Raw genomic sequence first — 23,100 nt, 5'->3', positions numbered from 1 at the left:
ATATCGTTCGATGAAATCGGTCTATGGACATGCTGCGAACTTTTATATATTCGCCGATTGCGTCTAACTTCCCGGGAATTCGATCCATGCATTTCACTTTCTCCGGCTCTCGCCGCCTGCGGCACGCTTGCGTGTCATTGACGTTGATCGGCGGGGTGCTGTCCGCCGGCCTCGTGCAAGCCAACGAAACGGTCTCGATCAGCTATCAGCGTTCGTCGACGCTGTTCATTCTGCTCAAGCGCACCGGTGCATTAGAGAAAAAGCTCAAACCGCTCGGCTATGACGTGAGCTGGCACGAGTTCTCGACGGGCCTGCTGCAATCGCTGAACGCGGGCAGTGTGGATCTGCATGCGGACGTTGCCGATGCGTTCGCGCTTTTCACGCAGGCCGCCAACGCGCCGCTGACTTACTACGCAGAGGAAACCGCGGCGCCGACGGCCCAAGCGATCATCGTGCCGCCGGATTCGCCGATCCGCTCGGTGGCGGACCTGAAGGGCAAACGCGTCGCGGTGGCGAAAGGCTCGGGTTGCAATTACCTGTTGCTGAGCACCTTGGCCAAAGCGGGAATGACGATCAACGACGTTCAGGTGCGCTATCTGGAAGCGCCCGACGCGCTCGCCGCGTTTCGCGGCGGCAACATCGACGCATGGGCGATCTGGGACCCGTTCCTCGCCGCGCAGCAGCGTGATACGCATGTGCGCGTGATCGCCGACGGCTCCAGCGGGGTGGCGCAATACAACCGCTTCTATATGGCGACCACCTCGTTCGCGGACAAGCATCCGGACGTGCTGCGCGTCGTATTCGACGAACTGAACACGACCGGCAAATGGGTCAAGGCGCATCCGCAGGACGCCGCGCAGATTCTCGGTCCGATGTGGGGGAACATTCCCGCGCCGACGGTCGAACTCGCCAATAGCCGCCGCAGCTATGACATCGTGCCGGTGCAGCGCGATCAGTTGGCGGAACAACAGCGTATCGCGGATACGTATCGCGCAGCCGGACTTATCCCCGCTGCACTGAAGGCGACCGACATCCGGATCTGGACGCCGCCGGCGAAGTAAGCAAGGCATTGTCCGGCACAGTCCTGTGCCGAACAGTGCACGCGGGTCACTCAGTCGAGCGCATCAAGCGGGCGAGCCTTCACGCGCGACGCCGAACCGTTCGTTGTGCGCCTTCCCGTTCAGATAGAAGTCACCGATCGCGGCTTCGCGAATGATCGCCGGATTGTGCGACGCGAGCACCCGCGCATTGCGCCAGTAGCGGTCGAAGCGGCGCGATTCGCTGGTGGCCGATGCGCCGCCCACTTCGAACAGCAGCGTGGCCGCTTGCAGCGTTTGCTCGATGACGATCTGCTGCGCCTGAAAGGTCTGGATGTCGAGGCGGATATAGGTTTGCTCATCGGTGCGGCCCTCGGCACGCGCCACTGAAACCTCGTCGATTGCACGCGCAAGCGCTGCGCTGATGCTCTGCGTCGAGTAAGCGAGACTCGCAAGGCGGCCGACCACGCGATGCACGAGCGGATTGTCGCGCGGGCTCGATTCGCCTGGGATCCCGAAGGTTCTGGTTCTGGCCTGCGTGAAGGTCACTGCGTCGCGCAGCGCCGCCCGGCTGATACCCGCGAGGTTGGCGACGTGCAGCGCCTGATAGTACGCGGTCAGCAGGCTGTTGCGGCGTGGTTCGCACGCATGGTAGCGGCGGTACAGATTGTCGGGTGAAACAGGCACGCGCTCGAAACGCGCGGTCCCGCTGCCGGTCAGCCGCTGGCCGAAGCCGTCCCAGTCGTCGATACGCTCGACGCCCGGCGTATCGGCCTTGACGAGCACGCGCACGTCGCTCTGACCGTCGTGCGCGGTGACGTCCACCCAGTCGGCGTAGAGCGTGCCGGTGGTGTAGTACTTCTCGCCGTCGAGATGCCACGCACCGTCGGTCTGCGTGAGACGCACGCTGTTGTTGGTCACGCCGGTGCGCTCGGACACCGCGCCGCCGACAATCTGCCCTTGGGCCACGCGCGTGAGCCATCGGTCGCGCAGCGCCGCGTCGCCGTATTCCAGCAGCGATTCGATAAAGCCGCCATGCACGCGCAAGATTTGCGGCAGATTCGAGTCGGCTTCGCCGAGGCGCGTGACCAGCGCGAAGAACTGCGCGAGCGAGACGCCTTCGCCGCCGTATTGTTGCGGCACGCGCAGCCGCGTGTAACCGGCTTCACGCAGCCATTCCACCGGTTCGTAGGCAAGTTCGCGATGTTGCTCGCGCTGCACCGCGCCTTCGGCGATGCGCGCGAAGACCGGCGCGAAGCGGCGGGTCAGCGGGTCGTCGCCGAACAGTTGAGCGGCGTCGGCGACGGGGTGAAGCGGGCTGTGTTGCGACTGAACGGCTGACATGTGTTCTCCGAAATGAAGCGCGTACGCGGCGCAATCGGAGTACGGTACGGGAGGACGCAGGGCGCCAGCAACGAAGTATTTCGCCGATTCTTAGCACAGCGCATGCAATGGATCTCGCATGCACGGCCGCGCTGCTTTTATTTGAGCGCCGCCGCCGTACGCCGGCGCGCCAGCAGCTTCACCGCAAGCAGACAGGTGCCCATCACCGTGAACGACAACACGGTCGTCATCGTGCCGAGCGCGTAGATGACCGGCGTCGTCACCGACGTCGTGAGGCCCTGCAGTTCGAGCGGCAGTGTGTTCTGGTCGCCGATTGCCTGCGAGGTGCGGGCGATCTCGTCCCATGACAGCGTGAAGCCGAACATCGCCACGCCGACCACCGAAGGCCCGATGATCGGCAGCACGACATGCCGGAAGCTCTGCCACGGTGTCGCGCCCAGATCGCGCGACGCCTCCTCGTAAGCCGGATTGAAGCGGTTGAACACCGCGAACATCACCAGCAAGCCGAACGGCAGCGTCCACGTCAGATGCGCGCCGAGCGCGGACGTGAAGAGGCCCATCGAGGTCGTATAGCCATCGGCAAACGACTGATAGCCCCACGCCGACGCGAGGTACTTCACGCCGTTATCCAGCAGCCGGAACGTCAGGCCGATACCGAGCGACACGATGATCGACGGCATGATCAGACTTGCCACCGACACATAGAACACTGCCGTATCGCCGCGAAATTTTCGACGGAACGCGAGGCCCGCGGCCACCGAGAACACCACCGTCAGCACCGTGACCACCAAAGCGAGTCGCACGGACCGGCCGAATGCGGCCCAGATGTCGATATCGGCGACGCCGTTGCGCAGCACCGCGAACCAGTGCAGCGAAACACCACGCATCGGGAACGTCAGACCGCCCTCGGGGCCCTGAAACGACAGAATGAAAATCGTGATCACCGGTCCGTACAGGAACAGCACGAACAGGCCGAACAGCAGCGCGAGCCAGTAGAAACTGGCCGGACGGCGTTCACGATGTTTGACGCGAATGGTCTGCATTTTCACAGCTCCTTGCGAATATCGACGACGCGCGTCAAACCCCACACGATCATCAGCACGACGGCGAGCAGAATGATCGCGTTGGCCGCCGCGGCGGGAAATTGCAGGTAGCCGGTCTGCACCTGAATGATCTTGCCGACCGACGCGATCTGCTGCCCGCCCATCACGCCGACGGTCAGGAAGTCGCCCATCACGATCGTGATCACGAAGATCGAGCCGATCACGATGCCGGTCTTCGACAACGGCAGGACCACGTCGCGCACCACCTGCCAGCCGCTCGCGCCGGCATCGCGCGCGGCTTCGAGCAGCGAGCGGTCGATACGCATCATCGCGTTGAAGATCGGCACGATCATGAAGAACGTGTACAGATGCACGAACGCGAGCACTACCGAAAAGTTCGAATACAGCAGCCATTCGAGCGGCTGATGGATCAGATGCGCGCCGAGCAGCGCCTGATTCACGAGGCCGTTGCGGCCGAGCAGCGGCATCCACGAAATCATCCGGATCACGTTGGAAGTCCAGAACGGAATCGTACAGACGAGGAACAGTACCGTCTGCATGCTCGTCGTGCGGACGTGGAACGCGAGAAAGTACGCGATCGAAAACCCCAGCAGCAAGGTCACGGCCCACACGATCGCGCAGAACTTGAGCGTCGACCAGTAGGTCTTGAAGGTCACGCAGACGTCGGTCATCGACGAACAGCCGTCGAAAATCGCCGCGTAGTTCTTCAGAGTGAACGCCGGAATGATCTGATATTCGTTGAAGTCCCAGAAGCTGACGATCAGCGTGATCACCAGCGGCACGATGAAAAATAGCAGGAACGTCAGCGACAGCGGCGTCGCCTGCAACCATGCCGGTGCGCGGCGATGTTTGACGGGCGCGTCCTGCGTGAGCGAGGGAAGGTCGATCGTTGCCATGGGCGGGTGTGTCTATCGATTGACGTGCGCGGCTGTAGTGCCGCGCGCGGAGAAATCTCTACGCGGCGAACCGGCGCCGTGTTTGCCGATGTGTTCGCCGGCGCGTGATGCACCGGCAAACACAACGCACGGCGTGACGCTCGATCACGCTGCGATGAACTCGTTCCACTTCTGCACCATGTAGATGTTCTCGTCCATCACCGCGTTCCAGCACGCAATCGCGCTCATGCGCTGCGTGTAAGAGCCGCCGTCGCGCACCGCGCCGGCCTTTTCGAGCAACTGGCCGTCCGGTGCCTTGATGTCCTGCGCGGCGGGCTTGCCTTCGATCCAGTAGTCCCATTCGTACGGCTGCATGTGCGTCTTCGCGGTTTCGATCACGCCGGGGTAATAGCCCTGGCGCATCAGGTAGGCGCCGGCCCAGCCGTCCTGGAACCAGTTGACGAACTCATAGGCGGCGTCGAGCTTCTTGCCTTGCAGCGAGCGCGGAAAGCCGAAGCCCGAAGCCCACGAACGATAGCCTTCCTTGAGCGGCTGGAACTTGCATGCGATACCCATCGTGCGCACCTTCGTCACCGCGGGCGACCACATCGACTGGATCACGACTTCGCCCGACGCCATCAGATTCACGCTCTCGTTGAAGTCCTTCCAGAACGCGCGGAACTGGCCGGCATGCTTGGCCTCGATCAGGATCTTGATGGTCTGGTCGATCTCGGCCTTCGTCATGTTGCCTTTGTCGCCGTACTTCATGTGGCCCATCGCCTCGATCGCCATCGCCGAATCCATGATGCCGATCGCGGGAATGTTCAGCAGCGCGGCCTTGCCCTTGAACTGCGGATTGAGCAGCTCCGCCCAGCTGTCCACCGGCCGCTTGATCAGATCGGGACGAATGCCGAGCGTGTCCGCATTGTAGGTGGTGGGAATCAGCGTCATCCATTCGGTCGGCGTCGCCGAGAACTGGGTCGAGCGCGGGCCCGTGAGGAACATCACCTTTTTCGGCGCGGTGCCCTGGTCGCCGATCTTCTTGCCGTTGACTTCGCCGCGCGTGAGCACCGGCGTGATCTTGTCGGCGAGCTTGATGCGTTTGGCGTCCATGCCCGCGAGCGTGCCGGCCGGAATCAGTTTCTTCAGCGCGAAATATTCGGTGTCGACGATATCGAACGAGTTGGGTTGCGTGATGATGCGCTTGGCGACGTCGTCGGTGGTCACCGGCACGTATTGAATCTCGATGCCGGTGTCTTCCTTGAATTTCTTCGCGATGTCGGCGCTCTGATTGACCGCCGTGCCGAGGTAGCGCAACGTGATCTTTTCCTGCGCATGCACATACGGAAAACCGGCAATGCCGGCCGCCGCCACCGCACCCTTGATGAACGTGCGGCGCGACAGGCCTTTTTCCTTGACATCCGTTGCGTCCACTGCTGCCGCTGCCGGACTCCCGTTCGTTTCGTTCATTGCTTTCTCCTCAGTTGACGTTCGATTGACGCTCATTCGATTTTTTGTTCGCTGCGCCGCGCTGGCCGCGTTCAAACGCTCAGGCCGCGAGCGGATGCGCGTCCTGCTCGTTCCACCAGACCACCACGCGCGCCTCGGGGCCGAGCCGCGTCGCGTCGTAATCGCCGTCGCTCACGAGCGAGATCAGTTCGGGCGAGCCGTCGAGCGGATCGAGCGTCATGCGCAAATGCGTGCCCTGATACTCGGCTTCACGGACCTTGCAGGGCACACCGCCGATGCGGGGCAGGCCGCTCTCGCCACCGGCGTTGTGCACGGGCGTGACGCCATGCGGCACCACGCGCAGATGATCCGCGCGCACGGTAAACGAGCGCCCGTTCGTGTTGAAGACGTTATGACCGCCGAGAAAGCGCGCGACGAACTCGGTACGTGGCCGGTTGAAGACTTCATGCGGCGTGCCGCTCTGTTCGATGCGGCCGTGACTCATCACCACGACGAGATCGGCGAGCGCCATCGCTTCTTCCTGCGAGTGCGTGACGTGGACGAAGGTGATGCCGAGTTCTTTTTGCCAGCGCTTGAGTTCGGCGCGCATCTGCACGCGCAGGAACGGGTCGAGCGCGGAGAGCGGTTCGTCGAGCAGCAGGCAGCCCGGCTGATTCAGCAAGGCACGCGCGAGCGCGACGCGTTGCTGCTGGCCGCCGGAGAGTTGTGCCGGCTTGCGCGCGGCATACGCGGACATGGCGACGAGTTCGAGCAGTTCGGCGGCGCGCTTGCGCCGTACGTCCTTCGCGATGCCGCGCATCTTCAGGCTGAACGCGACATTGTCGAGTGCGCTCAGGTGCGGGAATAGCGCATAGTTCTGAAATACCATCGCGGTGCCGCGCGCGGCGGGTTCGGCGCGCGTGACGTTACGGCCCGCGATCAGAATGTCACCGTCGGAGACGGATTCATGACCGGCGATCATGCGCAGGGTGGAGGTCTTGCCGCAGCCCGATGGTCCGAGCAGGCAGCAGTATTGACCACCGGCGATGCGCAGGTCGATCGCGTCGACGGCCAGCGAATCGCCGTATTGCTTCGAGACGTGGACCAGTTCGATATCGGCGGCTTGAGTGTCGAGCACCGTTGAAGCAGGCTGAATCATGAAGGAAGTGTCCTCGTGAACGGCGAACAGTGGGGCACGCGCCAAATCAGCTACGCCACCTATGCGATGCGATGCAAATGCAAGACATGTGCCATCCATCGCATCGCGGCGCTCGCGCAATGCCGACGTACCGTTGGGCCTAACGTCTACGAGTTGGCGCACATATTGCAAACGATCTGCAGCGACGATCGTTAGCGATCAGCAGGACGGATTTGCGCGATCACTGTGCGTCAGCGGTCCGTCTCGGGGCATGAACCGGCCAATCCGGTTCATCCATGACGTGACGCGGCGTTTTTCGTCATCCACGGTTTCTTCTCATGAACGACACACGGCACACGCCCGCAACAGAGAACCGCGCGCGTCAATCGCTCGCCACGCATGGACGTTTTGCATACAGGCCGATCACGGATAGCGACGCGTTCCGCTGGCCAGGCGGAGCGGGACTCGCGGTCTATCTCGGCTTCAACATCGAGCACTTTGCGTTCGGTGAAGGACTCGGTGCGGCGCTCGGGCCGCTTTCACCGCAGCCGGACGTGCTGAACCATAGCTGGCGCGAGTACGGCAATCGCGTCGGGGCGTGGCGCTGCATCGAACTGTTCGATCAACTCGCGTTGCCCGCCGGCACGCTCATCAACACCGCGCTCTACGATCACTGTCCTGAACTGATCGCGGCTTGCGTCGCGCGTGGCGATGAACTGATTGGCCATGGCCACACGAATGCCCACCGGCAGAGTGACCTCGACGAAATCGGTGAGCGCGACCTGCTTCTGCATTGCCGTGAACGGATCGCTGAAGAGTCCGGTGCACCGCCGCAAGGCTGGCTCTCGCCATGGATTTCGGAATCGCATCTGACGCCCGATCTGCTGGCCGAGACGGGTTATCGCTACACGCTGAACTGGTGTCACGACGACCGCCCCGTGCGCATGGCCACGCGCGCCGCGCCGCTCTGGTCGATTCCGTATCCGCAGGAACTCAACGATCTGCCGATGATGGTCGGACGGCACATGGACGGCCGCGCGTTCGCCGACATGATCGTCGACCAGTTCGACGAGATGCTCGAACAGGCCAATCGCGGTTCGCAACCGCAGGCTCTGGTGATGGGCATCGCGCTGCATCCGTATCTGGTCGGGCAGCCGTACAGGTTGCGGCATCTGCGCCGCGCGCTCGAACATATCGCCGCGGCGCGTGCGCGAGGCGACGTATGGATCACCACACCGGGCGCGATCGCGAATCATATGGACGATCTGGAGCGGGACGGCATCGTGCGCCCCGCTACGGCATGAGCGCGCGAGACGGCGCGGCCACCGCGAAAAAGGCTCGTGGCGAAGAGGCCGACATCGATGCGCGCATCTACCAGTCGATTTTCGATGGCGTGCTCAATCATCGTTTGACGCCCGGTACGAAGCTGCCCGAGCCCGAGCTGTGCCAGCTGTTCGGCGTGGGCCGCGCGGTCGTGCGTCGCGTGCTGGAAAAACTCGCTTATGACGGCATCGTCGTATTGCGGCCGAACAAGGGCGCAGTGATCGCCGAGCCGACGCCCGAGGAAACCCGCGAGATTTTCGAGGCGCGGCGCTCGGTCGAACGGATGCTCGTCGAGCTTGCCGTGCAGCGTGCGAGCGCGCGGGATATCAAGGCGCTGCGCCAGCAACTCGCGAGCGAGCACGACGCGATGCATCGGTTCGACCAGCCGTCGTGGGCGACGCTCGCGAGCGGCTTTCATATGCGCATCGCCGCGCTGGCGGGCAACTCGATCCTGCAAAACTATCTGAAGGAACTGGTGTCGCGTTGTTCGCTGATCGTCGGTGTGTACGAACCGCCGGGGCATGCGCCGTGCGAGCATGCCGAGCATGCGGCCATCGTCGATTGCATCGAGGCGCGCGACGCGGCAGGTGCGATCGCGCATATGGAAGCGCATCTGCGCGATCTCGAAGAGCGCATTGAAACGTCGCGCATGCGTGGCGAGAAGAGTCTCGGCCAATTGCTCGGCATCATTGGACAAGCGGCCACGAACCAGGCGGACCGACATGGAAATTGATTTCGCGGCGATCACCGAATACCAGCGCTACAAGCTGATGGCGAGCCTCATCGTGCCGCGTCCGATCGCGCTCGTCACGACGCTCGGGCCTGACGGCACGATCAACGCCGCGCCGTTTTCGATGTTCAACATGCTCGGCGAAGAGCCGCCTATCGTGATGATCAGCGTGAACCGCGGGTCGGACGGCACGCTCAAGGACACGGCGGTCAATATCGTGCGGACCGGCGAATTCGTCGTGCATCTCGCCGACGAGGCTATCGCCGAAAAAATGCATCGCTGCGGCGAAAGATTGCCGCCTCATGTGAGCGAACTCGCCGAGGTCGGCTTGACAGCGGTGCCGAGCTCGCACGTCGCGCCGCCGCGCATCGCCGAAGCGCCGGTCGCGTTCGAATGCACGATCTGGGAGACGCTCGAGACGAACAGCCGGCAGATTTTTATCGGCCGCGTGCATCGGCTGCATGCGCGCGACGAATTGATCGACATCGAGACGTGGCGCGTGCGCTTGCAGCACTACTTCCCGGTGGGCCGATTCGGTGCGAGCGACTATGTGACGACACGTGACCGGTTTACGCTCGGGTGACCGCGTTCAGCCGTTCGATCGCGCAACCCCAGCAACATCCCGATCAGACGCCCAGCGCGCGCCCGTCGCTGCGCGGATCGTGCGCGCCTGACACCGAGCCGTCGGCATCGATGCGAATCACGCCCGGGTGACCCGCGAGCGGACTCTGCGCCGCGATCGTGCTGACCTCGTGGCCGCGCGCAGCCAGCGCCGTGAATACGTCGGCGCCCACGTCCTCTTCGAGCTTCAACGCATCGCGCGTGTCGGAGAACGTCTTGCCGAGCAGAAAGCGCGGGCGGGCGAGGGCGGTGAGCGGGTCCATCCCGTAGTCGATCAGCCGCGTGAGAATCGCGGCGAGCGTTTGCGGCTGACCGTCGGCGCCTTGCGTGCCGAACAGCAGCTGCGGGCGGCCGTCTTTCAGATACATGCCGGGGTTCAGCGTATGAAAGGGGCGCTTGCCCGGCTGCACGACGTTGTGATGCGCGGGGTGCGTGCTGAACGACGCGCCGCGGTTGTGCCACAGAATGCCGGTGTCGCCCGCGACCACGCCGCTGCCCCAATCGAAGTAGACCGTTTGCAGCACGCTGACGCTGCGGCCCTCGCGATCCGTCGCGCCGATGAACACCGTGTCGCCCGGGCGAAACACGTGCGGCCACGCGCGTGCCTGCTGCATGTCGATCGAAGCGGCATGCGCGTCGAGTGTCGCGCGCGAGAGCATCTGCCCGAGCGGCACGTCGTTGAACTCGGGATCGGAAACGAAACGGTCGCGATCGACGAACGCGCATTTCACCGCTTCCACCAGCAGGTGGTAGTAATCGGCGCTGCCTTCGCGAATCGAGGCGACGTCGAAGCGATCCAACGTACCCATGATCTGCAGCGTCGTCACTCCTTGCGTGGGCGGACGCAGACTCACGAGTTCGCCGCCGCGATACGCGACCCGCAACGGCGCTTCGTCGCGCGCGCGGGTTCTGGCGAGATCGCTCGCGGTGAGCGGCGAGCCGGCCTGCTGCAAACCGTGTGCGATCCGCTCGGCCAGCTCGCCCTCATAAAACTCGCGCGCGCCGAAACGGGCAATCCGTTCGATGCTTTTTGCCAACGCCGGTTGCGCGAAGCGCTCGTCGATGGCCGGAATCCTGCCGTGCGGCGCGAAGGCCGCCGCGAAGCCGGGTAATGTGCTCAGTTCGCCGGCGCGCAGGTTTTGCCAGAAATGTTGCGACGGCGTGACCGGAAAACCGTTGCTCGCATAGTCGAGCGCACGCTCGAACAGCGAGGACCACGACTGCGTGCCGCCCCATGTGCTCTGACTGATCTCGTATGCCTGATGCCAGGTATCGACGGTGGCGGCAGTCGTGAGGGCGGACGCCGCGCCGCGTACGGGAATCGCGGCGTCGAACGCGGGCAGTTCGGCCGCGGCCTGGCCGATGCCCGAGAGGGTGCGCAATGTCCCTGTGCGGTCGCCGATCACCCAGAAGGCGTCGCCGCCGAGTCCGGTGAAATGCGGATATGTCACGCACAGCGCCGCGCCGATCGCGATGGCCGCTTCGATCGCGTTGCCGCCCGCACGCAATACGTCGCGGCCGGCCTCGCTCGCCAACGCATGAGGGCTGGTGACCATGCCGTCGATGGCACAGGCGAGTCGAGAGTCGTGCATTCTTGCTCCGCTACGGGGATGAGTTGCGCATGAGCGCGCCGGAGTCGGAAGTATAAGTTCGCGGGCGCGCCGAAAATAATCTGTGCGACGCCGCAACCCGCATGAGGCCGCGCGCGTACAGGTAGCGCGTGATCAGCTCGCCATCAAACACGCGGCGGCATTCCTTGCCGCCGCACGCGCTCATTCATAGGAGAAGAAGCCGCCGAACTTCTCGATCCGTTCGAGCGCCATGCCCGAGCCGCGTACCACGCACGTCAACGGCGCTTCGGCGACGAACACCGGCAGCCCCGTTTCTTCCGCCAGCAGGCGGTCGAGGTCGCGCAGCAGCGCACCGCCGCCCGCCAGCATGATGCCGCGCTCGGCGATATCGGCGCCGAGTTCGGGCGGCGTCTGTTCCAGGGCGATCTTGACGGCCGACACGATCTGGTTCAGCGGATCAGTCAGCGCTTCGAGAATTTCGTTGCTGGATACGGTGAAACTGCGCGGTATCCCTTCGGACATATTGCGGCCCTTGACTTCCATCTCCTTGACTTCGGAGCCGGGAAACGCGGAGCCGATTTCCTTCTTGATCGCTTCGGCCGTCTGTTCGCCGATCAGCATGCCGTAGTTGCGGCGGATGTAATTGACGATCGCGTCGTCGAACTTGTCGCCGCCCACGCGCACCGAGCCCTTGTACACGATGCCGCCGAGCGAGATCACGCCCACTTCGGTCGTGCCGCCGCCGATGTCGACCACCATCGAGCCAGTCGCGTCCGAGACCGGCAGGCCCGCGCCGGTTGCCGCGGCCATCGGTTCCTCGATCAGATAGACCTGCGACGCGCCTGCGCTATGGGCGGCTTCCTTGATCGCGCGCCGCTCGACCTGGGTCGAACCGCACGGCACGCAGATGATGATGCGCGGCGACGGCGCGAACATCCGCGATTCGTGCGCCATCTGGATGAAGCGCTTGATCATCTGCTGGGTGATGTTGAAGTCGGCGATCACGCCGTCTTTCATCGGGCGGATCGCCTCGATGTTGCCCGGCACTTTGCCGAGCATCTGTTTCGCTTCCTTGCCGACGGCCAGAATGATCTTCTTGCCATTCGGGCCGCCTTCCTGGCGAATGGAGACCACCGAGGGTTCGTCGAGCACGATGCCTTTGCCACGCATGTAGATCAGCGTGTTCGATGTGCCGAGGTCGATGGCCAGGTCGTTGGAAAAATAGCCGCGCAGAAAACCGAACATGCAAATTCCTGTCTCTGTGAGGTCGGGGCGTGTGAGCGCCGCTGGGGGAGTGCCGCGCCGTGGCGCCAGGCGACCGGTTGACGGTCGGAAGAGAGGGAAGAATAACAGTTTCGGATGCGGCGGCAACGCCGGTGGCTGAGCGGGCGGAAAATCAGTCCTGATCGGCCTTACCCGCGCGCGCGGCACGCGGGTCCACCAGCAGCCTCGGGCTTCGCAGGAAGTGGACGACGCTGGCGGGGCTTGCCGTACGGAGGCCCGAGCGGGCGAACAGACCGAACCTGTGCGGGCTGCTCAAGACAGTGCAGCGGCGCGACGCGCAACGCTGCGGGCGGCTGAAGCCGCGCGCCGGCGCGATAAGCACGGCGGGCGCACCTGCCACGCAATCGCGCACGGCGTCGAATTGAGAACGGCTTCAGGCCGGATTGCTTACGGGCGAGGCGGCCCAATCCACCGCCGCATTGAACAGGCTCGCACCCACCGCCGACAGATTGCCGAATGTGTCGTTGTTCAGAAAGAACATCACGCGTCGCGCGGGTGCCAGCGATTCATAGTCCATGGTCGCGCCTTTCTCGTACGCGAAAATCGCCGCTTTCTCTGGTTGACCGTACAGCGTCGCGATGATCGTCGCGCCAAGGCCAGGCTTGCCCCAACTCATCGCTGCCTGCCTCGCGTAGACGTTTGTCGCGCCCGCCGGCAAACCGGCGGCCATTGGGTGCGGCGCGTTGACGAGCCACAGGTAGCGCTCTTTCTCCGCTTCGCCGAAGTCGACGTCGTGGCGCTTGCCGGTCATCGCGAAGTCGTCGAGCAGATCGTTTTCCCATGTCAGCATCGGCTTCGCCAGATAGCGCCAGCCGCCCGCCATCTGTTTCGACGACACTGTCGACGAGATCAGCACCAGATCGGCGTCGCTCGCCGCTTCGGGCGGCTGTGCCTGGTCGAGCATGCGTACGCTGTAGCCGCGCGCGATGAGGTGCGCGGCGATCTTCTGATCGGCGCTCTGGCCCGGGCCGTTTTCTTTCTCGCCGGTTTGCCCGTTTGCCTGCACGACCATCACCACCTTCCTGCCCGTGCCGGCGGCGTTCGATATCGCGTAGGCTGCGGGCGCGCCAAAGGCCAACCCTGCGCCGAGGCTCGCTGCCGCGGCGAGAAAAGTTCTGCGGTTCCCACTCGGCGCGAGGGCGGGGTCAGTGCGGTGCTTACGAATGTTCATGGACCTTCCAGTCTCGTTCAGTTGGATAGTGCGAACCGCGGCGCGTGCCGCGCCTGCGCGGTTCAAAACTCGAGCGTCGAGAGCAGCGACACCTGGCGCGCGTCGCCAATCGACACGAAGTACTTGTTCACGCTCGACGGGTAGTACGTCCTGTTGAACAGGTTCTTCACGTTGAGCTGGAAAGACAGATGACGGTTGCCGATTTTCGTGTCGTAGGTGGCGAACGCATCGGCGACCGTGTAGGACGGCAGCGTGAAGCTGTTCGCCGAATCGCCCGGCCGCGCGCCGACGTAATGCGCGCCGGCGCCCACGCGCAACTGGTCGCCGCCGAGGATCGCGCCGAAGTCGTACACCGCCGCGAACGACGCCGTGTTCTGCGGCGCGTTCCACAAGCGCTTGCCGGCGTAGAGCGGGTCTTCGGTGGTCTTCGCATCGAGATAGGCGTAACTCGCGATCACGCTCCAGTGCTCGCCGATCTGACCCGCGACGTCGAGTTCGACGCCGCGCGAGCGCGCCTTGCCGGCGGTGCGCCAGTCGGTCTGTTTGGTCGCATCGTTGTACTGCTGCACCAGCACGTTTTTCTTGTCGATGTTAAAGAGCGCGAGCGTGCCGGTCAGCCCGGCGGGCAACGCCATTTTTGCGCCGAGCTCCCATGAGGTGGCCTGCTCGGGCTGCACCGACGAATCGATCACCACGCCGCTCGAGAGCGGTGCGATCGTCGAGGTCGGCTTCAGGGACTGCGTGTAGCTGCCGTACAGCGACACCGTGTCGGTCCATTTGTAGACCACACCCGCACGCGGCAGCCATCTCGTGCCGTTGATGTCGGTGTTGGCGACGAACGGCCGGCCCTTGCCCGCGACCTGGTTGTAGCTCAGAAAACGTGCGCCGCCGATCAGTATCCACTTGTCGGTCAGATGCAGACTGTCCTGGAAGAACAGCGAGCGCTCGTGCAGCGTGTCGGTCTGATCGCTGTCGCTCGCGGAAACCGTGGTGGACGGACTCTCCAGGCCGTAGACCGGAGCGAAATAGTTGAACGGATATTTCGTCGCCTGACGCAGCAGGTCGCGGCGATAAATGCGGCGGTACTCGGCGTCGACGCCCACCTGCAGATCGTTGCGCAATCCGGCGACGTTGAAATGGCCGTCCACATAGGCGATCGCGTAACTATCCGTGCCCAGCGCGCCGTGAGTCGCGTCGTTGCTGCGCGACACGGCGCCTGTGGTGCTGTTGATGCCCTGCACGCGCAACTGGTTCGCGTCGTAGGTTTCGCGGTTGTAGCTGTAGCCGGCATGCGCCTTCCAGTCGGCGCTGATCTGATGATCGACGCTGATTTGCGCGAGGTGCGATTCGCCGTCCATCTCGTTGAATGGCTCGTCGAGACGCCGGCGGCTCGGAATCGCGAGTGGCTCGTTGGTCTTCGGATCGAGCGCGGTGCCACGGTCGAACGGATAGAGAAAGTTCCGGTATTCGTACGAGACCACCACCTGCGTATCGCGTCCATACCACGCGAGCGACGGCGCGACGAGCGTCTCGCGATGCTCGCCGAAATTGCGCCAGTACTGTTCATTGGTTTGATCGACGACGAGCCGGTACGCAAGGCCCGAGTCGCCGAGGGGCCCGGTCGTATCGAGCGTCGTCTGCGCGCCGTTACGGCCGTGCCCGTATGTCGAGCCGAGCACGGAAATCGCGTGATAAGGCGCGAGCAACGGTTGCTTGCTCACCACGTTGACGACGCCGCCGGGATCCATGATCCCGTACAGCAGCGATGTCGGGCCCTTGAGCACTTCGACGCTATCGGCGGCCGCGTTCAGGCCGCGCCCCTGCACGAGCGGCATGCCGTTGTGCATGATCGAGCCGTCGCGATTGCCGCCGAAGCCGCGCTTGAGCAGCGTGTCCTGCGTGCCGGCGAGCGTATTGCCCTGCACGATGCCGCTCACGTTCGCGAGCGCGTCGTCCAGATTTCGCGGACGCTGGTCGCGCAGCACCTGTGACGGCACGACGGCGACGGCCTGCGCGATGTCGAGTATCGGCGTGTCGGAGCGGGTCACGCCCGCCTCGGCGGGCGGGCGATAGCTGCCGGCTTTCACGAGCCGCGACGTCACGGCGACGGTGGGCAAGAGGGTGCCGCTCGCGCCGTCCGCGGTTGGCCGTTCCTGCTCGATGAGCGTGTAGCTGCCGTTCGACTGCTGACGCGCCGCGAGGCCGGTGTCATGCAGAAGGTGGTCGATCGCCTGTTGCACGCCGTACTCGCCGTGCAGGCCTTCGCTGTTGCGACCGGCTGCCAGCTCAGCCGGAAACGACAGCAGCAGCCCGGCTTCGCGGCCGAAGCGATTGAGCGCGCCCTCGAGCGGGCCGGCCGGAATGTCGTAGCGCTTGCGCACCGGCGCTTCGGCGGCGCGCGTGTCGGCCGGAGGCTCGGCGGCGAGCGCCGCGTTGGACGGCAGCCCCGCCGAGATCAGCGCGGCCGTTGCGATATGCCGCGCGAAGTGCGCCGCCGGCCCTGCGCGCAATGCGCCACGGCCGGTGCCGGTCTTTCGATACTGTCCCATGTTCAAGGCTCGCAGGAAGATAGACGATGTGTTGCTCTCATCTCCCTTGTCACGCGAGATTCGAAAACAGCTCACAACTGGCAGGAAAATATGTCGGCGAGCCCTGCGAGGGGCGCTTGCGGCACACCCTTACGAATGCGTCGCGCGCACGGTGGCCCAGTAGCGGGTAATGAACACGACCTCGACCGGCAGGATGCGGGTCACGGTATCGAGCACGCGGTCGGTATCCGCGAGCGGGTAGGTGCCCGACAGACGCAAACCGGCCACCGCCGGATCGCAGCTCAGGTGCCCGGCGCGATAGCGCCCGAGTTCGTCGATGAAATCGCCGAGCCGCATGCCGCCGGCCACGATCAGACCGTCTGTCCATGCGGCCTCGTTCTCGCCGATGGATTCCATCGGGCTGACGGCGTCGCGCGTGAAGCGGGCGCGCTGCCCGGCGCGCACGACCGGTGCAAGGTGCGTCGCGTCGCGCGGACTGATCCGCACGGCGCCCTCGAATACGTCGAGGCGGCATAACCCGCGTTGCTGTCTGACCGCGAAGCGCGTACCCAGCGGCTGTAGGCTGCCTTGTGCGGTTTGCACGATGAAGGGCCGCCGTTCGCCATCGCGATGCGCGGTCGCGAGCATGATTTCGCCTTTGATCAGGCGTAGGCGCCGCTCGGTGTCGTCCAAGCGGATATCGATCGCGCTATCGGTGTTCAGCGTGAGGCGCGTGTCGTCAGCGAGGGTGAGGCTGCGGCGCTCGCCGAGCGCGGTGCGTACGTCGGCATTCCATGCGCGCCATGGCAGATGTTCGCTGGCCATCCAGCTCGCACCACCGGCGAATAGCAGCGTCGCCACTACTTTGACGCTGGCGCGCCGCCGGGCCGAACCGGTGCGTGTCAGCGCGGCGCGTGCGGCAGCTGCGCCGCCTGCCTCGCCGGCTGCGTCGGCGAGACTGCGCAAGCGGCCGCTGACGTTGCAGATGTGCCGCCATGCGAGCTCGTGATCGGGGTGCTCGGCGCGCCAGCGAGCCAGCGCAAATTGCTGCGCGCGCGTGTCCTTGCCGGATTGCAGTTCCATCCACCATTCGACCGCGCGCATCGCCACATGCCGCGGCACATCGGGTCTCGTATCCGCGTTCAATCGGGCATCCGTTACGCAGGGCTCAACGCGAAGAAGCACTGCGCCGCGGCGCGCAGCAGATGACGTTTCACCGTGGCAATCGAGATCTTCAGTTGCGCGGCGATTTCGGCGTGGGTCAGGCCGTCGAGCTGGGCCAGCAGGAAGGCGCGTTTGACGGCGACCGGCAGACTATCCAGCAGACTGTCGATCTCGACCAGCGCTTCGAGCAGCAGCGCACGCTCTTCGGGCGACGGTGCGAATGCCTCGGGCACGAGCGCGAGCGCGTCGAGGTACGCGCGCTCGATCTGCTCGCGGCGCCAGTGATTGGCCATCACGCGTTGCGCGACCGTCGTCAGGAACGCGCGCGGTTCGTCGAGGCGCAGCGGCTCGTCGCGGGCGAGCAGGCGCATAAACGTATCGTGCGCGAGGTCGGCGGCGCGATGCGCGCAGCCGAGCTTCTTGCGCAGCCACGCGTGAAGCCAGCCGTGATGATCGCTGTAGAGCGTCTGCATCTGCCGATGCAGCGTCGGATTGTTTGCCGCCATGGCCCGCTGTGGACACTGGATCGACCGATCCAGCATCTTAATAAATGAGAATTATTCGCATCATAGCATGGGGAAATGGGCGGCGAAAAATGCTGAGCGGGTAGCAAGGGGGGCCGAATTTGGCGGGGTCGCTCGCGAAGCTTGGGTCCTGATGGGGACGGCTTGGCGCGGCGATTCCCGTCCCCCGGCGAGGGGCAGTTTGTTGCGGGCAGCCGCAAGTTGATTGCTGGCGGCGGTGGCAACAGGTCGCCGCAGAGGCGGGCGGGCAATGTGCCGTGCGCCCGTCCGAAGGGTGTCAGGCTGGGACGGCGTGCATTTCTAGGTCTTGTCGCGGCTGCGTGCCCGCGTGGCGCCGGTAATCACCGCCACGCCCAGCAGAATGACTGCCACGATTTCGACTGTGTGTTGAGCGACGTGCAGCGTGACTAGTCCCCATGACACGCCTGCAATCAGAATGATCCAGCCGGCCAGGTAAATGAGCAGGGTCATGGTGGTTCTCCTCGTTCGATTCGACGGATGGCCCCGGTTGCTTCTCTTGATGCTCATGAAAAGCGCGACCGGATGCCCCGATTCTTCCGCTGAAATCGCGTCGCCTCGGCAGCGGGCCGTTGGGTGGCACATCGGGCAAGCGATCGACGGGTTAATCGAGTAGCAGGTTCCGCGCCCGCTTTGGTCTCGGACAGTCATGCGTGGCGGACCTTGAGTGCTGCCTCTGCTGTCCCTTCGACCGACCCGTGCGATGCGACGCGAGCCGCCCTGGAGATTGACAAACAGCGCACCGTGCGCGCGTGCGCCGACCAGCTTCGAGCTCAGCTGTTCAGCGCTCCGAAGCCGGCCCGAGACGCGCCGCGATAGTCCGGCAAGCCGCCAGCAATGGCTCGATATAGCGCGTTTGCGCGTCGCGCTCGAGCCGGAAGGTCGGCATGCTGATGCTCACACACCCGAGCGCGCGTCCGTCAGCGCCGCGAATCGCCGCGCCGTAGCAGGAGATCGCGATTTCATTCTCTTCGCGGTCCTCGGCGTAGCCACGTTGCTGCGTGGCGATCACCTCCGTACGGACTTCGTCGAGCGTAGTGAGCGTGTGCTCGGTGAAGCGGCGCAGCGGCGCATCTTTCAGCAACGCTTCGCGTTCGGCCACGCCGAGCGTCGCGAGATAGGCTTTACCCACCGAGCTCGACGTCAGCGATACCCGCGTGCCGATACGCGATGCCATGCGCACTGCGTGCGGACTTTCCAGTTTCTCGATGTACACCATCTCGCCCTGACTCGGCACGGCGAGATGGATCGTTTCCGACGTGAGATTGCGCAGTTCCATCAGCGCATCGACCGCCGCGAGGCGCAAGTCCGAGCGCTCCCAGCTACGGCTCGCCAGATTGACGAGGCGTGGCCCAAGACCGAACGTGGTGCCGCTCCCCGCGCCGACGATCAGCCCTTCGGCCTGCAACGCGGCCACGATACGGTGGACGGTAGGGCGCGGATAGCCGCTCGCCGCGCTCAGCTTGGCGACGTTAGGCGGCGTCTCGGCATCGGCGACCAGTTGCAGCACGGCAATGAACTTGGAGAACGCGGCGGCGCCGGCAACGGTCTTCGCATCGGCGGCACTGGCCGCGCCGGCGGCAGCGCTTTCGCCGCGCTGGCCGGCGTGGGAGGAAGGGTTGGAATCGGAGGTGGACATCAGGCTACGGTCGGACACAGTGGAGCAATTATGCCCTTGTTTCCCGGGCAGAATGCCATCGACACCAAGCCGGTTCGTCACGCGACCAGATAGCCGCCGTCGACCGGCACGATCGCACCCGTCATGAATGACGCGGCCGGCGTGCACAGAAACGCCGCGACCTGCGCGACTTCATCCGGTGTGCCCCAGCGACGCATCGGCGTGCGCTCCAGAATGGCCTGCGAGCGGCCGTCGTCGTCCTGTAACGCCTGGGTCAGCGGCGTGACGATCCAGCCAGGCGCGATCGCGTTGACGCGAATGCCGTCGACTGCATAGGCGAGTGCGAGCGACTTGGTCAGTTGCGCGACCGCGCCTTTGCTCGCGCTATAGGCCGGCACTAGGCCGCCGCCGAAGAAACTCAGCATCGACGCCGTATTCACGATGCAGCCCGACGACGCCTTCAGCAATTCACGCGCGGCCGAGCATACGCGCATGGTGCCGTTCAGATTGATGTCCATCACCCATTCGAATACCTCGATGCGGTGTTCCTCGATGCGGCTGATCACGCCCGCGCAATTGACCACGATGTCGAGCCGCTCGAACGCCTGCAACGCGGCGGCGACGTCGTCACTCGAACGCACGTCGAGCGTGACGCGCCGGATTTCGCGATCGAGGCTATCCGGCGCGCCTTCGGGCAGCGGCAAACCGGCCGCGACCGTTTGCGCGCCGAGCTTCGCGAGCCCGTTCGCAATGGCCGCGCCGATTCCGGAGAGGCCACCCGTGACGAGTGCGACCTTGCCTTCAAGCAGATTGTTCTGGAATGTCATGTGAGTTGGCAACGAGTGCTCAGGTTGGTTGGGTTTTGACGGCGTTCGGCAGCGGTGCGGGCGCCACTTCCTTCACGACGAACAGGTAGACGAAGGCGGCGGCGAACGCGACCCCCGCGCTGATCAGCAGCGCGTTGACGAACGAATGTGTCTGATCGACGACGATGCCCGTGATCACCGGCGCGAACGAGCCGCCCAGGTAACCGCCGAAGTTCTGCATGCTGCCGAGCGATGCCACCAGGTGGCGCGGCGCCGCGACGCTGACGAGCGCCCACGCGGTGCCGCTCGACATGTTCACGAAGAACATCGCACAAGACACGTAGACGATCGCGAGCGTGGTGCTCGGCGTGTACGCGGCAGGCACCGTGAATGCCGCCGCGCCGATCAGGCCGATGCACAACGGCCACTTGCGGCTGCGGATCGGCGCCATGCCGCGTTTGAGCAGGTAGTCGGCGATCACGCCGCTGCTCAGCATGCCGATGGTGCCGAAGATGTACGGAATCGACACCAGCCAGCCGGTATGCGCGATGCTCAGGTGGCGCTCTTTCTCCAGGTAGCCGGGCAGCCACGTGAGGTACAGCCAGACCATGTAGATCACGCCCATGAAGCCGAAAATCATCCCCCACGTGTTGCGCAGCTTGAAGAGCGCACCCCATTCGGACCAGCTCAGGCCTTTCGGACCTTCGGAGTTCAGCGAGCCTTCTTCGAGGTGCGCCGTTTCGGCTTCGGTGAGCACGAGTTCATCGCGGTTGCGATAGAACATGTACCAGCCCACCGCCACCAGAATGCCGAGCACGCCCATGATGATGAACATGGTTCGCCATCCGAACGAAAGCATCAGCACGGTGAGCAGCGGCGGGGCGATCATCGGCGCGATGGTCGACGACGAGATGAACATGCCGGTCGGCCGGCCGCGCTCGCGCACCGCGAACCATTCGTTGACGACCTTCGCGCCCGCCGGGAACAGCGGCGCCTCGGCCACGCCGAGCACGACCCGCGCGAACAGAAAATGATTGAGCGACTGGATGAAGCCGCCCATGACCTGCGCGATCGACCACACCAGCATGCCGAGCCCGAGCATCACGCGCGAGCCGAAACGGTCGAGCAACGCGCCCACCGGCAACTGCGCAAACGCATAGGACAGCGAGAACGCCGATAGCAGCAGCCCCATCTGCGAAGCGGACAGATGAAGTTCCTCGCTCACCAGGTGATTCGCGATCGACAGCGTGCTGCGATCGAGGTAATTGATGATGCCCGCAACCGTCAGAAAGGCGACCGCGACCACCTGAATACGTTTCAGACGCTGTGACTTCTGAAGCATGTTTGTCTCCTGCGCAAGAGGCCTTGCGGATGTTTGGAATAGTACGGATACGACGGTTAAAACACGATCTGCAACGAAGACGTCAATAAGTCGCCCGTCCGCCGGAGAGATCGAAAACGGCGCCGGTGCTGAACGAGCAGGAATCCGAACAAAGCCACAATGCGAGCTGCGCGACTTCATCCGTGGTGCCGAGCCGTCGCAGCGGACTCTTGTCGATCATCGTCTGCACGTGGGCTGGCGACATCTGCGCGAGCAGCGTGGTTTCCACCGCGGCGGGCGCGATGCCGTTCACGAGGATGCCGGTCTGCGCGAGCTCCTTGCCGAGCGACTTCGTCATCGCGATGACGCCGGCTTTCGCCGCGCTGTACGCGGACGCGTTCGGCGTGCCTTCCTTACCCGCCAGCGACGCGACATTGACGATGCGCCCGGCGTTCGCGCGGCGCATCACCGGCACGACGAAGCGGCTTACGTGATATGTGCCGAGCAGGTTCACGTCGATTACGCGCTGCCATTCGAGTGGATCGTATTCGTCGAGCGGCAGCGTGGGTCCTGCGAAACCCGCGTTGTTCACCAGATAGTCGATGCGGCCGTATGCGTCGAGCGTTGCCGCGAGCGCGGCCTCGATCGATTCCGGGCGCGTGATGTCCGCCTGGAAGTGGCGCGGCGCGCAAGACGTGTCCTCCTCACCCGGCACACGGTCCCAGTTGACCGCCGATGCGCCATTGCGCGCGAACGCTTCGCAGATCGCGCGGCCGATGCCGCCGGCCGCGCCCGTCACGACCGCGACACGCCCGGAGAAATCGTAGTGGGCGAGGCTGACGGGCGCGCTCATCGGATGAATTGGTCCACGTAGTCTTCACCGAGGCCCACGGTCGCGTAGTGCTTGCGGCACATGTCGATCTTGGTGAACACGTCCTCGTAGCCGGTGTAGTTGCCGTACGGGTCGCAGTAGAACATCACCCCGTTGACCTGGAAGTACGTGATCATTTCCTCGACGTCGTCGGGCACGTAGAGCGTATGCGTTTCGCCTGGCGGCTCGTAGACGTAGCTGCCTTCGGTGGCTTCCCAGTCGTGTTCCAGATAACGCCAGCGGCCCTTGAGCACCATGCCGTGCACGCTTTGCGGATGACGATGGCGGCTCAGCACGCCCGACTTGCGAACCCGCAACAGGTTCATCCAGTAGCCCTGCGACGCGTTCAGGCACAACGGGCGGAACGACACGTTTTCGGCCTGCGGGACCCACACGCGCTCATCGGTCGGAATCGCGAACGGAACGACGATCTCCTGCTGCGCTTCCTTGGGGAAAGGCAACTGGTACGGCGTCATCGGGGAGTGGTTAGCCTCGGGCATGAGAATCCTTTTTGAAATGTCCGCATTGTGGACATATAGTCCACGATATGGCTATTATCGGAAGGGCATTAGCCGGGGTCAATCCTGGGGAAATCACTTACCGGCTCTGAAACGGAAGGCGCGGCGGGTGCTTCCAGGCGGAC

The 23,100-nt window shown here is 64.3% G+C and carries 21 protein-coding genes; 4 read left to right on the top strand and 17 right to left on the bottom strand.

The genetic code is table 11. The annotated features are described in order from the left end of the window. The first annotated feature begins 86 nt into the window (after positions 1 to 86). Positions 87 to 1,061 carry an aliphatic sulfonate ABC transporter substrate-binding protein gene (locus HV770_RS16785; RefSeq protein ID WP_175161325.1) on the top strand — a complete coding sequence of 325 codons (975 nt, stop codon included), beginning with the start codon at positions 87 to 89 and terminating at the stop codon, positions 1,059 to 1,061. A gap of 63 nt (positions 1,062 to 1,124) precedes the next feature. Here the strand turns inward: HV770_RS16785 and HV770_RS16780 are convergent, their stop codons facing one another. The 5 genes from HV770_RS16780 to HV770_RS16760 form a co-directional block, all read right to left on the bottom strand. Further along, on the bottom strand, positions 1,125 to 2,381 hold the full coding sequence (locus HV770_RS16780; RefSeq protein ID WP_246290952.1) for an acyl-CoA dehydrogenase family protein: 1,257 nt from the start codon (positions 2,379 to 2,381) through the stop codon (positions 1,125 to 1,127). 137 nt (positions 2,382 to 2,518) lie between these two features. Further along, positions 2,519 to 3,424, bottom strand: coding sequence for an ABC transporter permease (locus HV770_RS16775; RefSeq protein WP_175161323.1), 906 nt, complete (start codon positions 3,422 to 3,424; stop codon positions 2,519 to 2,521). Between the two features lie 2 nt (positions 3,425 to 3,426). Next, complete coding sequence (locus tag HV770_RS16770; RefSeq protein ID WP_175161321.1) at positions 3,427 to 4,341, bottom strand: ABC transporter permease; 915 nt, start codon at positions 4,339 to 4,341, stop codon at positions 3,427 to 3,429. A gap of 144 nt (positions 4,342 to 4,485) precedes the next feature. Continuing rightward, a complete protein-coding gene (locus HV770_RS16765; protein WP_175161319.1) occupies positions 4,486 to 5,790 on the bottom strand; it encodes an ABC transporter substrate-binding protein in 1,305 nt (434 codons plus the stop codon). A gap of 79 nt (positions 5,791 to 5,869) precedes the next feature. Then, positions 5,870 to 6,928 carry an ABC transporter ATP-binding protein gene (locus HV770_RS16760; RefSeq protein WP_175161317.1) on the bottom strand — a complete coding sequence of 353 codons (1,059 nt, stop codon included), beginning with the start codon at positions 6,926 to 6,928 and terminating at the stop codon, positions 5,870 to 5,872. 317 nt (positions 6,929 to 7,245) lie between these two features. On the opposite strand from HV770_RS16760, the gene HV770_RS16755 reads away from it, so the two are divergent. From HV770_RS16755 to HV770_RS16745, 3 genes are read left to right on the top strand one after another with little or no spacing between them, the layout of a single operon-like run. Further along, positions 7,246 to 8,211 carry a polysaccharide deacetylase family protein gene (locus tag HV770_RS16755; RefSeq protein ID WP_175161316.1) on the top strand — a complete coding sequence of 322 codons (966 nt, stop codon included), beginning with the start codon at positions 7,246 to 7,248 and terminating at the stop codon, positions 8,209 to 8,211. Continuing rightward, positions 8,208 to 8,963 (top strand): GntR family transcriptional regulator, encoded by a 756-nt coding sequence (locus HV770_RS16750; RefSeq protein ID WP_175161314.1) that lies wholly within the window; start codon positions 8,208 to 8,210, stop codon positions 8,961 to 8,963. The genes HV770_RS16755 and HV770_RS16750 overlap by 4 nt, the downstream gene beginning before the upstream one ends. Then, positions 8,953 to 9,543 carry a flavin reductase family protein gene (locus HV770_RS16745; protein WP_121322350.1) on the top strand — a complete coding sequence of 197 codons (591 nt, stop codon included), beginning with the start codon at positions 8,953 to 8,955 and terminating at the stop codon, positions 9,541 to 9,543. Before HV770_RS16750 ends, HV770_RS16745 begins: the two co-directional genes overlap by 11 nt. Before the next feature lie 43 nt (positions 9,544 to 9,586). Here the strand turns inward: HV770_RS16745 and ggt are convergent, their stop codons facing one another. The 12 genes from ggt to HV770_RS16685 form a co-directional block, all read right to left on the bottom strand. After that, positions 9,587 to 11,173 (bottom strand): gamma-glutamyltransferase, encoded by a 1,587-nt coding sequence (gene ggt, locus HV770_RS16740; protein ID WP_175161312.1) that lies wholly within the window; start codon positions 11,171 to 11,173, stop codon positions 9,587 to 9,589. A gap of 180 nt (positions 11,174 to 11,353) precedes the next feature. Next, positions 11,354 to 12,397, bottom strand: a complete 1,044-nt coding sequence (locus HV770_RS16735) for a rod shape-determining protein (protein WP_121322348.1) — start codon at positions 12,395 to 12,397, stop codon at positions 11,354 to 11,356. A 412-nt stretch (positions 12,398 to 12,809) separates the two neighbouring features. Continuing rightward, positions 12,810 to 13,607 carry a hypothetical protein gene (locus HV770_RS16730; RefSeq protein WP_246290951.1) on the bottom strand — a complete coding sequence of 266 codons (798 nt, stop codon included), beginning with the start codon at positions 13,605 to 13,607 and terminating at the stop codon, positions 12,810 to 12,812. A 62-nt stretch (positions 13,608 to 13,669) separates the two neighbouring features. Then, positions 13,670 to 16,156 (bottom strand): TonB-dependent siderophore receptor, encoded by a 2,487-nt coding sequence (locus HV770_RS16725; RefSeq protein ID WP_175161296.1) that lies wholly within the window; start codon positions 16,154 to 16,156, stop codon positions 13,670 to 13,672. A gap of 129 nt (positions 16,157 to 16,285) precedes the next feature. After that, the gene (locus HV770_RS16720) at positions 16,286 to 17,239 is read right to left on the bottom strand and encodes a FecR domain-containing protein (RefSeq protein WP_175161603.1); all 954 of its coding nucleotides are present in this window, start codon (positions 17,237 to 17,239) and stop codon (positions 16,286 to 16,288) included. Positions 17,240 to 17,292: 53 nt separating this feature from the next. Beyond that, on the bottom strand, positions 17,293 to 17,805 hold the full coding sequence (locus HV770_RS16715; protein WP_175161294.1) for a sigma-70 family RNA polymerase sigma factor: 513 nt from the start codon (positions 17,803 to 17,805) through the stop codon (positions 17,293 to 17,295). Positions 17,806 to 18,123: 318 nt separating this feature from the next. After that, positions 18,124 to 18,294 carry a hypothetical protein gene (locus tag HV770_RS16710; RefSeq protein ID WP_168663408.1) on the bottom strand — a complete coding sequence of 57 codons (171 nt, stop codon included), beginning with the start codon at positions 18,292 to 18,294 and terminating at the stop codon, positions 18,124 to 18,126. A gap of 328 nt (positions 18,295 to 18,622) precedes the next feature. Beyond that, on the bottom strand, positions 18,623 to 19,480 hold the full coding sequence (locus HV770_RS16705; protein WP_175161292.1) for an IclR family transcriptional regulator: 858 nt from the start codon (positions 19,478 to 19,480) through the stop codon (positions 18,623 to 18,625). A gap of 77 nt (positions 19,481 to 19,557) precedes the next feature. Then, positions 19,558 to 20,286 (bottom strand): SDR family NAD(P)-dependent oxidoreductase, encoded by a 729-nt coding sequence (locus tag HV770_RS16700; RefSeq protein WP_175161290.1) that lies wholly within the window; start codon positions 20,284 to 20,286, stop codon positions 19,558 to 19,560. Between the two features lie 19 nt (positions 20,287 to 20,305). Beyond that, positions 20,306 to 21,607 (bottom strand): MFS transporter, encoded by a 1,302-nt coding sequence (locus HV770_RS16695; protein WP_175161288.1) that lies wholly within the window; start codon positions 21,605 to 21,607, stop codon positions 20,306 to 20,308. A gap of 82 nt (positions 21,608 to 21,689) precedes the next feature. Further along, the gene (locus HV770_RS16690; RefSeq protein WP_175161286.1) at positions 21,690 to 22,439 is read right to left on the bottom strand and encodes an SDR family NAD(P)-dependent oxidoreductase; all 750 of its coding nucleotides are present in this window, start codon (positions 22,437 to 22,439) and stop codon (positions 21,690 to 21,692) included. After that, the gene (locus tag HV770_RS16685) at positions 22,436 to 22,957 is read right to left on the bottom strand and encodes a 2,4'-dihydroxyacetophenone dioxygenase family protein (protein WP_175161284.1); all 522 of its coding nucleotides are present in this window, start codon (positions 22,955 to 22,957) and stop codon (positions 22,436 to 22,438) included. Before HV770_RS16685 ends, HV770_RS16690 begins: the two co-directional genes overlap by 4 nt. Between the last annotated feature and the right edge of the window lie 143 nt (positions 22,958 to 23,100).

It is taken from the genome of Paraburkholderia fynbosensis (genome assembly GCF_902859935.1).
Lineage (GTDB): Bacteria > Pseudomonadota > Gammaproteobacteria > Burkholderiales > Burkholderiaceae > Paraburkholderia > Paraburkholderia fynbosensis.
Note: the sequence above shows the minus strand (reverse complement) of the source record. Positions and strands in the feature narration are given on the sequence as shown.